The following is a 12,454-nucleotide window of genomic DNA, read 5'->3' as shown; positions in this document are numbered from 1 at the left end:
GGTCATCACTGACACACCCCTCAACTGTCCAGCGCCTTGTACTTCTCGCGCAAGTGGTTGCGGATCCACACTGCCGACAGGTTCAGCGTAGCGATCACCAGCACCAGCAGCAATGCGGTGGCATACACCAGCGGTCGCGCGGCCTCCACGTTGGGGCTCTGGAAACCGACGTCATAGATATGAAAGCCCAGGTGCATGATCTTCTGGTCCAGGTGCAGGTACGGGTAGTTGCCGTCCAGCGGCAGCGACGGCGCCAGCTTGACCACACCCACCAGCATCAGCGGCGCCACCTCGCCAGCAGCGCGGGCCACGGCCAGGATCATGCCGGTCATCATTGCCGGGCTGGCCATGGGCAGGACGATCTTCCACAGGGTTTCCGCCTTGGTCGCGCCGAGGGCGAGCGAGCCCTCGCGCACGGTCCGCGGAATTCGTGCCAGGCCCTCCTCGGTGGCCACGATCACCACCGGCACCGCCAGCAGGGCCAGGGTCAGCGACGCCCACAACAGCCCCGGCGTGCCGAAGGTCGGCGCCGGCAGGGCCTCGGGAAAGAACAGCCGATCGAGCGAGCCACCGAGCACATAGACGAAGAACCCCAGGCCGAACACGCCATAGACGATGGCCGGTACACCCGCCAGGTTGTTCACCGCAATGCGGATCAGACGCGTGAAGGTATTCTGCTTGGCGTACTCACGCAGGTAGACCGCCGCCAGTACGCCGAACGGCGTGACGATGACGGCCATGATCAGGGTCATCATCACCGTGCCGAAGATGGCTGGAAAGATCCCGCCCTCGGTGTTGGCTTCGCGCGGGTCATCGCTGAGGAATTCCCACATCTTGCTGAAATAGAAACCCAGCTTGGTCAGCGTATTCATGGCATTGGGCTGATAGGCGTGGACGATCTGGCCCAGCTGAACCTCGATTTCCTTGCCGTTGGCGTCACGCACCGTGAGGCTGTCGCGATTGACCTGGGCATGCAGCGCGCCCAGGCGGGTTTCGATGTCTTTGTAACTCGCGTCGAGCTCGGCGCGCTCGGCGTCCATGTCGGCCTGCGCCACAGGCGTGAGTTGGCCTTCGAGCTCCAGTCGGCGGGCCTGCAGGCGCAGCCTTTCCAGGCCGGCGTTGACCTTGCCGATATCGGACTTCTCCAGCCGCCTCAGTGCCTCCGCCAGGTCGCTGACCCGGGTGATGCGGCTTTGCAGTTCCGGCCAGGCAGTTTCGCCCTCGGCGACAACCTTGCCTTGTTCCTTGATATTGACCAGGTAGCCATAGAAATTGCCCCACTCGCGCCGCTCCAGCGCCATGAGCTCGGGCGGGGTGCTCTGCTCGGCCAACCAGTCGCCGACGATCCAGGTGAAATCGGCACCGTTGATGTCGCGGTTGCCGACCTTGACCAGCTCGCGGGTCATGAATTCGGGGCCGCTGTCCGGCACCGGCAGGCCGGCACTTTTCAGACGTTCGCGCGGCACCTCTTCCTTCTGCACGATTTCGCCGATGACCAGGTGGTTGGCCATTCCCGGCACGTTGTAGCTGGCGTGTATCAGGTCGGCCGGCCAGAAATGTGCCAGGCCACGCACGGCGATCACCGCCAGCAGCCCCAGGGTCATGATCACCGCGATGGACACGGCCCCGCCGCTCAGCCATACGCCGGGCGAGCCGCTCTTGAACCAGCCTTTCAGGGAGTTCTGCTTCACAGCTGGCTACCTTTTCTCAAAGCGACGAATACTTTTTGCGCAGGCGCTGACGAATCAGCTCGGCCGCGGTGTTCATGACGAAGGTGAACAACAGCAGCACCAGGGCCGAGAGGAACAGCACGCGGTAGTGACTGCCGCCCACTTCCGACTCGGGCATTTCCACCGCGACGTTGGCCGCCAGGGTGCGCAGGCCTTCGAACAGGTTCATTTCCATGACCGGTGTGTTGCCGGTGGCCATCAGCACGATCATGGTTTCGCCCACGGCCCGGCCCATGCCGATCATCAGCGCCGAGAAGATGCCTGGGCTCGCGGTCAGAATCACCACCCGGGTCAGGGTCTGCCAGGGTGTGGCGCCCAGCGCCAGCGAACCCAGGGTCAGGCCGCGCGGCACGCTGAACACGGCGTCCTCGGCAATCGAATAGATGTTCGGAATGACCGCGAAGCCCATGGCCAGGCCCACCACCAACGCGTTGCGCTGATCGTAGGTGATGCCCAGGTCGTTGCTGATCCACAGGCGCATGTCGCCGCCGAACCACCAGGTTTCCAGGAACGGGCTCATGTACAGCGCAAACCAGCCCACCAGCAGGATCACCGGGATCAGGATCGCGCTTTCCCAACCGTCCGGAATGCGCAGGCGGATCGACTCCGGCAGGCGACTGACCACGAAACCTGCGCTCAGGATGCCCAGCGGGGTAAGCAGGAGCAGGCTGAAGATACCGGGCAGGTGACCTTCGACATAAGGTGCCAGGAACAGGCCGGCGAAGAAGCCGAGGATCACCGTAGGCATGGCTTCCATCAGCTCGATGACCGGCTTGACCTTGCGGCGCATGCCGGGGGCCATGAAGTAGGCGGTGTAGATCGCCGCGGCAATGGCCAGCGGTGCGGCCAGCAGCATTGCGTAGAACGCGGCCTTCAAGGTGCCGAACGTCAGCGGCGCCAGGCTCATCTTGGGTTCGAAATCGGTGTTGGCTGCGGTCGACTGCCAGACATAGGCTGGTTTGTCGTAGTTTTCGTACCAGACCTTGCTCCACATCGAGCTCCACGAAACTTCCGGATGCGGGTTGTGCAGGGTCAAGGGCTGCAACGCGCCGTTGGCTTCGACCATGAGCTTGTTGGCCCGCGGCGCCATGGCGTAGATACCCGCGCCGTCGACCACGGGCTCGACCAGCAGGGTGCGGTGCGCCGTGCTGTGGAAAACCCCCAGCTGGCCGGATGCATCCAGGGCGGTGAAGCCCTTGCGCCGCTGTTCGGAGCTGATCTGGATGATCGGCGTGTGTCCCATCTGGAAGGTACGGATCTGCTTGAGGCGCGGTTCGCCGTCTTCGTCGCGGGCCATGAACCATTGCGCCAGGCCGCCCCTGGAGTCGCCGATGATCAGCGAGATGCCGCCGACCAACTGGGCGCTGGCGGTGATCTGGGTGTCGGCGTTTTCGCTGAGCTTGTAGCGGCCGTTCATGCTGCGGTCGCGCAGGCTGAAAACATCGACCTGGGCACGGCCGTTGATCACATAAAGCCACTGCTGGCGCGGGTCGATGAAGATCGCCTTCACCGCCTGGTTCATCTGCGGCAGCTCGATGCGCTTCTGCTCGTTGGCGACCTCGCCGGTCATCATGTTTTCTTCGCGGGTGAGCTGCAGCACGTGGAGCTGGTCACCGGTCGAGCCGGCCAGGATCAGGCTGGAATCGCTGGCATTGATGCTCACCCGCTCCAGCGCGCGGCCTTGAGGATCAAGTTCGATGGGGGCGTTGCCGTAGGGGTATTCGATCGCCGGGGTCACCGTCTTGTTGCCACCCGGGTAAGTCACCCGGTAGGTGTGGCGAAACACCAGAGCCTGGCCGTTGGACAGGCCCAGTACCACCAGTGGCGCACCTGGCTGGTCCTTGGCGCTGGCGGTCACGGTCACGCCGGCGGGAATCGGCAACGCCGTGCGCGACAGCTCTTCCCCGGTATGAGCATTGAAGAACAGTGCCGTGCCCTGCTCCGAGACGCGCATGCCCGCCTCGTTCTGCTCTTCGAGCGCATACACCAGAGGCTTGCCGGCATTCTGCAGCCAAGCGGGATGCAGCGGCGGCTCGACCGTCAGGTCTGCGCCTTTGAACAGCGGTACCACCACGTAGGCGAGAAAGAAGAAGATCAAGGTGATCGCGGCCAGCACGGCCAGGCCACCGACCAACACATACCAGCGCGTGAAGCGATCCTTGAGCGCGCGAATACGCCGCTTGCGCTGCATCTCGGGGGTGTTGAAATCGATGCGCTTGGGTGGAGAAGTCGGGGTCATCGGGGAATTGGCCAGATCGTTCATGCGCACACCCTAGCGATCCTGTATGACAGAAACATGACAATGAGGTGACGCGACAAAATCGCCGGCCGGCTCAGGGCCGTCGGCGAATGGATGTAGGTTAATCCCGTAGGAGCGGTCTGTGGCCGCGAACCTGTCACTGCGGTGCATCAGGTGTACCGCGGCGCTCGTTTCGCGGCCACCGGCCGCTCCTACGGGGTGGCGATGTTTATTGCTTGGCGACGTCTGCGCCTTCCTTCAGACCCAGGTCGGCCAGGGCCTTGGCGGCGACTTTGGCCGGCAGGGGAATGTAGCCATCCTTGACCACGACTTCCTGACCCTGCTTGGACAGCATCAGCTTGACGAACTCGGCCTCCAGCGGCGCCAGCGGCTTGTTCGGCGCCTTGTTGACGTACACATAGAGGAAGCGCGACAACGGATACTTGCCGTTCAGGGCGTTTTCCTCGGTGTCTTCGATGAACTCGCTGGTGCCTTTCTTGGCCAGCGGGACGGTCTTCACACTGGCGGTCTTGTAACCGATACCCGAGTAGCCAATGCCATTGAGCGAGCTGCTGATCGACTGTACCACCGAGGCCGAGCCTGGCTGCTCGTTGACGTTGGCCTTGTAGTCACCCTTGCACAGGGCCTCTTCCTTGAAATAGCCATAGGTACCGGACACCGAGTTGCGCCCGAACAGCTGCACCGGTTTGTTGGCCAGGTCGCCGGTCACGCCCAGGTCGCCCCAGGTCTTCACATCGGCCTTGGCGCCACACAGGCGAGTGGACGAGAACACCGCGTCGACCTGTTCCATGGTCAGGTGCTGGATCGGGTTGTCCTTGTGCACGAACACGGCCAGGGCGTCGACGGCCACCGGAATGGCCGTGGGCTTGTAGCCGTATTTCTGCTCGAAGGCCGCCATCTCGGTGTCCTTCATCTTGCGGCTCATGGGCCCCAGGTTGGCGGTGCCTTCGATCAGCGCCGTGGGCGCCGTGGCCGAACCTGCTGCCTGGATCTGGATATTGACGTTCGGGTATTCCTTCTTGTAGTTCTCGGCCCACAAGGTCATCAGGTTGGCCAGGGTATCGGAGCCCACACTGGACAAGTTGCCCGACACGCCGGTGGTCTTGACGTACGCAGGGATGGAAGGGTCGACGGCGGCTACCGCATTGGCAGTGGCAACGCCTGCGGCGACGAAGGTCATGGCGGCCATCAAACGCGTGAGTTTCATGCCTTGCTCCTAGCAAATCCAGAAAAGGGTGTTGACTCGGCGCTCGGTATTGGCGGGCCGTGGGGACACTCTATGAAAGGATTGTGACAGTAGGATGAATGGCCATCATCCTCCGTGCGGGCCTCGTTCGCAGGCTCTGCCAGCGAACAAGGCCAACGGATTCAGCGCTTCTTGGCCATCAGGTACAACCCGCACAGGAAGCCGATCACACAGATCGCCGCCACATAATAGGCCGGCCCCATGGGATTGGACTTCATCAGCAGGGTCACTGCCATCGGCGTCAGGCCGCCAAAGATGGCATAGGCCACGTTGTAGGAGAACGACAGGCCGGAGAAACGCACCACTGCCGGGAACGCCTTGACCATCACGTAGGGCACCGCGCCGATCACACCCACGCACAGGCCAGTCACCGCATACAGCGGAAACAGCCAGTCGGGATGCGCGTGCAGGCTGTGGAACAGGGTCCAGGAGGTGGCCAGCAGCGCCAGGCTGCCGACCACGAACACCTTGCCGGCGCCGAAACGATCAGCCAGCGCGCCCGAACCGATGCAGCCCAGGCTCAGGAACACGATGGCCAGGCTGTTGGCCTGCAGCGACTGCTTGGGGGTAAAGCCGTAGAGGGTCTGCAGAATGGTCGGGGTCATCAGGATGACCACGATGATCCCCGCCGAGAGCAACCAGGTCAGCAGCATGGAAATGGCCACGGCCCCACGATGGTCGCGCAGCACCGTGCGCAACGGCACTTCGGCGGCCAGCGCCTTGCGCTGCTGCAGTTCGGCGAAGACCGGGGTTTCATGCAGCCAGCGACGCAGGTACACCGACGCCAGGCCGAACACACCGCCGATCAGGAAAGGGATACGCCAGGCGTAGTCCGAAACCTCGGCCGGGGTGTAGATGCTGTTGATGGCAGTGGCCATCAGCGAGCCCAGCAGGATCCCGGTGGTCAAGCCGCAGGTCAGCGTGCCGCAGGCATAGCCGACGTTGCGCCCCGGCACATGCTCGGAGACGAACACCCAGGCACCGGGTACTTCGCCGCCGATGGCCGCGCCCTGGATCACGCGCATCAACAGCAACAGGATGGGCGCAAAGATGCCGATCTGTGCGTAAGTGGGCAGCAGGCCCATGATCAGGGTGGGCACGGCCATCATGAAGATGCTCAACGTGAACATCTTCTTGCGCCCCAACAGGTCACCGAAGTGCGCCATGATGATGCCGCCCAGCGGCCGCGCTAGATAGCCAGCGGCGAAGATGCCGAAGGTTTGCATCAGCCGCAGCCACTCGGGCATGTCGGCAGGAAAGAACAACTTGCCCACCACCGCCGCAAAGAACACGAAGATGATGAAGTCGTAGAACTCAAGTGCACCGCCCAGGGCGGACAACGAAAGTGTCTTGTAATCACTGCGGGTCAGCGGACGCGAAGGCGGAGCGATACTCGAAGGCGCGGCGGTCATGTGATGTTCTCTTATATACAAATCCACAGCTTTGTTGCTGTTTTGGGTTTGGCAGTGCAGGCACGATAGCAAATTGCTAGAAAAAGCACATGGCCTGTATTGGCAATCGCAGTAATTGGACAGCGAACGGTCGTTATGGCGGTTCTGCGCCTATATACTGGCCTTAATTAAAGGGTGTTGTGCGAAAACGCAGCTAGCGTTGTAGCCGATTTCGCAGAGGTACCCTGTGTGCGCCAGTTGAAAGAAAAGCCGTGTAGGCTTTTGTCATTGGCGCCGATCAATGCGCCACTCCAATAAAGCGTCACGGGTCAGAGGCCCCCCCGGCATGATTGAACTCGAACAAGAAGATCCCATTCCCCAAGGCGACCTGGCCTTGCAGATCACCGCGCTGCCGCGCGAAACCAACGGCTTTGGCGATATTTTCGGCGGCTGGCTGGTCGCCCAGATGGATCTGGCCGGAACGGCCATGGCCAGCAAGGTGGCCGGTGGACGGGTGGCGACGGTAGCCATCGATCGCATGGCGTTCCTGGTCCCGGTTGCCGTCGGCGCGCAATTGTCCTTCTATACCCAGACCCTGGAGATCGGCCGCAGCTCGATCCAGATGATGGTCGAGGTATGGAGCGACGATCCACTGTCGAGCGAATGGCGCAAGGTCACCGAGGCCGTCTTCGTGTTCGTCGCCATCGACGGCAGCGGCCGTACGCGCGCGGTACCACCGCGGCGCTGATGTACCACCGGCGCATCAGCCGACTTTTTGAACCCATAGCGAGAACTCTTCATGTCTGAGCCGCAGGTCGAATCGGTCAAGCTCGATGAACTCAATTGCTGGCGCATCAGCACCGATCAGGCTGAGCTGCTGATCGCGCAACAAGGCGCCCAGGTAATCAGCTATCAGCGTCACGGTCAGCAGCCGCTGATCTGGCCCAACCCGGCCGCCCTCTACAAGCCGGGCAAGGCCGTTCGCACCGGCGTGCCGGTGTGTTGGCCATGGTTCGGCAACCTGGGGCGCAATCCCGAGGCGGTGCAGGCCATGCGCACCGCCAGCGACGAGGCCCCTGCCCACGGCCTGGTGCGGACGCTGGACTGGGAGTTGCTGGGTATCGACCAGCTCGAATCGGGCATCAAGGTCGAATTGAGCGTGCCGCAGGCAGCTCGCGGTGAACTGCCAGGGTGGCCGCACAAGGTCGAGGTCAGGCTGTGCGTGGTACTTGGCGAGGCGCTGGAGATCACCCTGCACAGTCGCAACGTGGACGACCATCCCGTCAGCCTGAGCCAGGCGCTGCACAGCTACTTTGCGGTGAGCGACGTGCGTCAGGCCACCGTCGAGTGCCTGGGCGGCCTGACGTACATCGAAACCCTGGACGGCTGGCAGCCCCGCCAGCAGGCTGGCGTGCTCGGGTTTGCCGGCGAAACCGACCGGATCTACCTGAATACTCCAGCGCAGCTGAGTTTCGTCGACCCAGGCTGGCAACGTCGGGTGACCCTCGCCTCCACCGGCTCGCGCAGCGCAGTGGTGTGGAACCCGTGGGTCGAGCGCGCCACGGCCTTGCCGGACATGGCCGACGACGGTTGGCAGGGCATGCTGTGCATCGAGACGGCGAACGTCTGGGATGACGTGGTGACGCTGGCACCCGGTGCGGCGTGTGCCATGGGTGTGAGGTTTACGGCTTCAGAGCTTTGATATTTGCAGGCAGGTCCGGCCTCTTCGCGGGCAGAGCCCGCTCCCACATGGACTCTGTATGCCCCACTGTGGGAGCGGGGCGGGCGGCGAGCCTTCTACCCGCGAAGAGGCCAGACCTGCAGAATCACAAATCCGACTCCTCCACCACCCGCACTTTCTGTGCATCCAGCGCATAAGCCGCATCGGCCAGGTCGTTGCTGATCTTCTCCACCTTGACCTTGCCCGTGACCCACAACGGCGTGTAGATATCGGCCAGCTTCAGCCCCTTGGGGTAGCGCACCAGGATCAACTGGTTCGGCGGCGGCGGCGGAACGTGAATGCACGCGCCTGGGTATGGCACCAGGAAGAACAGCGTGCTGTTGCCCTTGGCATCGCTTTCCAGCGGAACGGGGTAGCCACCGATGCGAATGTCCTTGCCGTTCATGGCCGCAACGGTCTTGGTGGAATACATCACGGCGGGCAAACCCTTGGCCTGCTTCATGCCGCCCTTTTCGGTGAACGTGCCCTGTGCTTCGGGTGAATCGTGGTCGATCTCGGGCATTTGCTCCAAGGCCTTCTGGTCAGCCTTGGGCATCAGCTGCAGCCAGTCGGTTTCCGGCAGTTCAGCGTGCGCAGTGGCTGCGGCGAACATGAAGCAGAGCAGTAGAAGTCGGCGCATGGCAGGGCCCAGAGTGGAAAGTCGGCCATTCTAACCACAGCCCAGACGTGACGCAGCCCCCATCGAGGCAAGCTCGAGGGGGGCTGCGGTGCAACCAGTCAGGTACCTGCAGGGCTGCCGCAGGTATCAGGCGCGTTGAATCAACGCTTCTTGCTGACCATGCCGTAGATCACCAGCAGGATGATCGCGCCGACCAGCGCGCCGAGGAAGCCGGCACCTTCGCCAGCCCGGTAGATACCCAGCGCCTGACCACCGTAGGTCGCAGCCAGGGAACCGGCGATACCCAGCAGAATGGTCATGATCCAACCCATGCTGTCATCGCCAGGCTTCAGAAAACGCGCCAGCAGACCAACGATCAAGCCGATGAAGATAGTCCCGATGATTCCCATGATATTCCCTCTGATATGAACAGGCTTGATGCCAAGCTGCGATAGCAGCCTTGGCGTACAGCCATCAGAGGGTTGATGGTCGGCAATGGTTCCTCAACCCTGGATAAGGGCCTGCACTTCGGCGATCTGGCGTTGCAACGTGGCGCGATCGGCACAGCGCACGGTGGCATGACCGACCTTGCGGCCGACCTTGAACGCCTTGCCGTAGTGGTGCAGATGGCAGTCGTCGATGGCCGCGACCTGCGCCACTGCTGGCACTTCGCCTATGAAGTTGAGCATGGCGCTTTCGCCGACCTTGGTGGTCGAACCCAATGGCAGCCCGGCCACGGCGCGCAGGTGGTTTTCGAACTGGCTGCACTCGGCGCCTTCGATGGTCCAATGCCCGGAATTGTGCACGCGGGGCGCGATTTCATTGGCCTTCAAGCCACCGTCCACTTCGAAGAACTCGAACGCCAGTACGCCAACGTAGTCGAGCTTCTCCAGCACACGACCAGCGTAGTCTTCGGCCAGCCCCTGCAGTGGATGCGCGGTGCTTGCCACCGACAGGCGCAGGATGCCGGCCTCGTGGGTGTTGTGCACCAGCGGGTAGAAGCGGGTCTCGCCATCGCGTGCGCGCACGGCGATCAGCGACACTTCGCCGGTAAAGGGCACGAAGCCTTCGAGCAGGCACGGCACGCTGCCCAGTTCGGCGAAGGTCCCGGCCACATCAAGGGCGCTGCGCAGGACCTTCTGGCCTTTGCCGTCATATCCCAGGGTACGGGTTTTCAGCACGGCGGGCAGGCCGATGCTGGCCACCGCGGCGTCGAGATCGGCCTGGGACTGGATGTCGGCGAACGTCGGCGTCGGCACGCCCAGGTCCTTGAACATGCTTTTTTCGAACCAGCGGTCACGGGCGATGCGCAGCGCGTCGGCGCTGGGATACACCGGTACGAATTGCGACAGGAACGCCACGGTCTCGGCCGGAACGCTTTCGAACTCGAAGGTGACCAGGTCGACTTCGTCGGCCAACTGGCGCAGGTGATCCTGGTCGCCATAGTCGGCCCGCAGGTGCTCGCCCAGGGGGGCGGCACAGGCATCGGGCGCCGGGTCCAGGAAAGCGAAGTTCATCCCCAGGGGGGTACCGGCCAAGGCCAGCATGCGGCCCAGTTGGCCGCCACCGATTACACCGATCTTCATGTCAAAGAACCTCAGGCCTGGCGCGGGTCGGGATTGTCCAGAACGTTGTCTGTCTGCTCGGCGCGGAACGTTTTCAGCGCAGTGTGGAACTGCGGGTGCTTGGCGCCCAGGATGCTGGCCGACAGCAGCGCGGCGTTGATCGCGCCGGCTTTGCCGATGGCCAGTGTGGCGACCGGAATGCCCGCCGGCATCTGCACGATGGACAGCAGCGAGTCGACGCCCGACAGCATGGACGACTGCACCGGCACGCCCAGCACCGGCAGGTGCGTCTTGGCCGCGCACATGCCTGGCAGATGCGCCGCGCCGCCGGCACCGGCGATGATCACCTCGATGCCGCGGCTTTCGGCCTCGTCGGCATACTGGAACAGCAGGTCCGGGGTGCGGTGGGCGGAAACCACCTTGACCTCGAAGGGAATACCGAGCTTTTCCAGCATATCGGCGGTGTGGCTAAGGGTGGACCAATCGGACTTGGAGCCCATGATCACGCCAACCAATGCACTCATCGTCGAGCCTCTTCTCTTGGGCGCCCGCAGGCGCGTCAAAAAACAACGAGCCACGCAGGAAGACCGGCGTGGCTCGTTATGCGAATAATGGCCGGAACAGACCGGCCGAAGGCCGCGCAGTATACCGTAAGAATGAAGATTTATTGCAGCCATCTCGACCGACCGTCAAATGGCTGCGAAGCACGGGTTTGTTGACTTTCAGGTCAGTGAAACAGGTGCTGGATCCTTCGCGGCCACTGGCCGCTCCTACAGAGATCGCGATGGCCGCGCCTATGGAGATCCCGATGGCTCTGCGTAGGAGCGGCCAGTGGCCGCGAAGGCAGCACCGCCGAATCGAGTCAGGCGCTGTCCGCCGCCGCACCCTCCAACCGCTTCCACAACAGCCGCACATTGGCCTTGCGCACCAACGCACAGCGATACACGCGAATCTCCAACGGCACGTGCCACTGCTGCCCGCCACACACCACCAGCTCGCCGCGAGCCAGCTCGGCGCGTACGCTCAGGCGCGGCACCCAGGCGATCCCCAGGCCTTCGAGCGCCATGCTTTTCAGGCTGTCGGCCATGGCGGTTTCGTACACCGTGGTATAGCGCAGGCTGCGCTGGCGCAGCAGCAGGTTCACCGAGCGCCCGAGAAACGCGCCTGCAGAATAAGCCAGCAGTGGAATGCTGCCCTCGCCTTCCAGGTCGAACAACGGCTGGCCCTGGGCGTCGCTGGCGCAGATGGGCAGCATCTCGGTGGTACCCAGATGCAGGGACGGAAATATCTCCGGGTCCATCTGCATCGCAGAATCGGGGTCGTAGAACGCCAGCATCAGGTCGCAGCCGCCCTCGCGCAACGCATGCACTGCATCGCCGACGTTGGTGGCCACAAGACGCGTGGCGATGGGCAGGCCGTCATTGCGCAGTTTCGCGATCCAGCCCGGAAAGAACCCCAATGCCAGCGAGTGCGCTGCAGCCACCTGCATGACTTCACCCTGCCCGCCTTCCAAGTGATGCAGATGACGCAACACCTCGCCCAGTTGGTCGACCACCGTGCGCGCCGTGACCAGAAACAACTGACCGGCCTCGGTCAACTCGACCGGCGTGCGCGATCGATTCACCAACGTCAGGCCCAGCGCAGCTTCCAGGCTGCGGATACGCCGGCTGAACGCAGGCTGGGTGACGAAGCGGCGTTCAGCCGCTTGTGAAAAGCTGCGGGTGGCCGCCAGTGCGCTGAAATCTTCCAGCCATTTGCTTTCCAGGTTCATGTCGGTTCTCGGTACGTTGATTCGGGCAGCGTGTAAAGCCGGACGCGGCTCGCGCCGCTGCTACAGGGATCCCTTGTAGCAGCGGCGCAAGCCGCGTCGGCGGACAACACCGACGTCATTGGAATACGCCGGATCACCCTTGCGCGTCACAT

The 12,454-nt window shown here is 63.1% G+C and carries 11 protein-coding genes; 2 read left to right on the top strand and 9 right to left on the bottom strand.

Annotation, left to right across the window (positions count from 1 at the left end; all coding sequences use genetic code 11):
- Window positions 1-20 precede the first annotated feature (20 nt).
- From pstA to IFU31_RS12025, 4 genes are all read right to left on the bottom strand, one after another.
- Window positions 21-1,691, bottom strand: coding sequence for a phosphate ABC transporter permease PstA (gene pstA, locus IFU31_RS12040; RefSeq protein WP_192103082.1), 1,671 nt, complete (start codon window positions 1,689-1,691; stop codon window positions 21-23).
- Between the two features lie 16 nt (window positions 1,692-1,707).
- Entirely contained in the window at window positions 1,708-3,993 is a 2,286-nt protein-coding gene (locus IFU31_RS12035) for an ABC transporter permease subunit (RefSeq protein WP_192103080.1), read from the bottom strand.
- Between the two features lie 205 nt (window positions 3,994-4,198).
- The gene (locus IFU31_RS12030) at window positions 4,199-5,197 is read right to left on the bottom strand and encodes a phosphate ABC transporter substrate-binding protein PstS family protein (protein WP_122479988.1); all 999 of its coding nucleotides are present in this window, start codon (window positions 5,195-5,197) and stop codon (window positions 4,199-4,201) included.
- A 161-nt stretch (window positions 5,198-5,358) separates the two neighbouring features.
- Window positions 5,359-6,648, bottom strand: coding sequence for an MFS transporter (locus IFU31_RS12025; protein ID WP_122479989.1), 1,290 nt, complete (start codon window positions 6,646-6,648; stop codon window positions 5,359-5,361).
- A gap of 325 nt (window positions 6,649-6,973) precedes the next feature.
- Here IFU31_RS12025 and IFU31_RS12020 point away from each other — a divergent pair, with 325 nt between their 5' ends.
- Complete coding sequence (locus IFU31_RS12020; protein ID WP_043192132.1) at window positions 6,974-7,375, top strand: acyl-CoA thioesterase; 402 nt, start codon at window positions 6,974-6,976, stop codon at window positions 7,373-7,375.
- 51 nt (window positions 7,376-7,426) lie between these two features.
- On the top strand, window positions 7,427-8,329 hold the full coding sequence (locus IFU31_RS12015) for a D-hexose-6-phosphate mutarotase (protein ID WP_192103077.1): 903 nt from the start codon (window positions 7,427-7,429) through the stop codon (window positions 8,327-8,329).
- 124 nt (window positions 8,330-8,453) lie between these two features.
- Here IFU31_RS12015 and IFU31_RS12010 read toward each other — a convergent pair whose 3' ends face one another.
- The 5 genes from IFU31_RS12010 to IFU31_RS11990 form a co-directional block, all read right to left on the bottom strand.
- Window positions 8,454-8,987 (bottom strand): DUF3299 domain-containing protein, encoded by a 534-nt coding sequence (locus IFU31_RS12010; RefSeq protein ID WP_192103075.1) that lies wholly within the window; start codon window positions 8,985-8,987, stop codon window positions 8,454-8,456.
- Between the two features lie 140 nt (window positions 8,988-9,127).
- Complete coding sequence (locus IFU31_RS12005) at window positions 9,128-9,376, bottom strand: GlsB/YeaQ/YmgE family stress response membrane protein (RefSeq protein WP_122479992.1); 249 nt, start codon at window positions 9,374-9,376, stop codon at window positions 9,128-9,130.
- Window positions 9,377-9,469: 93 nt separating this feature from the next.
- On the bottom strand, window positions 9,470-10,552 hold the full coding sequence (locus IFU31_RS12000; RefSeq protein WP_192103072.1) for a 5-(carboxyamino)imidazole ribonucleotide synthase: 1,083 nt from the start codon (window positions 10,550-10,552) through the stop codon (window positions 9,470-9,472).
- An 11-nt stretch (window positions 10,553-10,563) separates the two neighbouring features.
- Entirely contained in the window at window positions 10,564-11,055 is a 492-nt protein-coding gene (gene purE / locus IFU31_RS11995) for a 5-(carboxyamino)imidazole ribonucleotide mutase (RefSeq protein ID WP_122479994.1), read from the bottom strand.
- A 338-nt stretch (window positions 11,056-11,393) separates the two neighbouring features.
- A complete protein-coding gene (locus tag IFU31_RS11990) occupies window positions 11,394-12,302 on the bottom strand; it encodes a LysR substrate-binding domain-containing protein (RefSeq protein WP_192103070.1) in 909 nt (302 codons plus the stop codon).
- Between the last annotated feature and the right edge of the window lie 152 nt (window positions 12,303-12,454).

This window comes from Pseudomonas sp. CFBP 13602, from assembly GCF_014842725.1.
In the GTDB taxonomy this organism is placed as follows: Bacteria; Pseudomonadota; Gammaproteobacteria; order Pseudomonadales; family Pseudomonadaceae; genus Aquipseudomonas; species Aquipseudomonas baltica.
Note: the sequence above shows the minus strand (reverse complement) of the source record. Positions and strands in the feature narration are given on the sequence as shown.

Excerpts from the sequence above, each read along its gene's own strand:
- IFU31_RS12035 (WP_192103080.1), bottom strand. The coding sequence starts at position 3,993 with ATGAACGATCTGGCCAATTCCCCGATGACCCCGACTTCTCCACCCAAG.
- IFU31_RS12030 (WP_122479988.1), bottom strand. The coding sequence starts at position 5,197 with ATGAAACTCACGCGTTTGATGGCCGCCATGACCTTCGTCGCCGCAGGC.
- IFU31_RS12025 (WP_122479989.1), bottom strand. The coding sequence starts at position 6,648 with ATGACCGCCGCGCCTTCGAGTATCGCTCCGCCTTCGCGTCCGCTGACC.
- IFU31_RS12020 (WP_043192132.1), top strand. The coding sequence starts at position 6,974 with ATGATTGAACTCGAACAAGAAGATCCCATTCCCCAAGGCGACCTGGCC.
- IFU31_RS12015 (WP_192103077.1), top strand. The coding sequence starts at position 7,427 with ATGTCTGAGCCGCAGGTCGAATCGGTCAAGCTCGATGAACTCAATTGC.
- IFU31_RS12010 (WP_192103075.1), bottom strand. The coding sequence starts at position 8,987 with ATGCGCCGACTTCTACTGCTCTGCTTCATGTTCGCCGCAGCCACTGCG.
- IFU31_RS12005 (WP_122479992.1), bottom strand. The coding sequence starts at position 9,376 with ATGGGAATCATCGGGACTATCTTCATCGGCTTGATCGTTGGTCTGCTG.
- IFU31_RS12000 (WP_192103072.1), bottom strand. The coding sequence starts at position 10,552 with ATGAAGATCGGTGTAATCGGTGGCGGCCAACTGGGCCGCATGCTGGCC.
- purE (WP_122479994.1), bottom strand. The coding sequence starts at position 11,055 with ATGAGTGCATTGGTTGGCGTGATCATGGGCTCCAAGTCCGATTGGTCC.
- IFU31_RS11990 (WP_192103070.1), bottom strand. The coding sequence starts at position 12,302 with ATGAACCTGGAAAGCAAATGGCTGGAAGATTTCAGCGCACTGGCGGCC.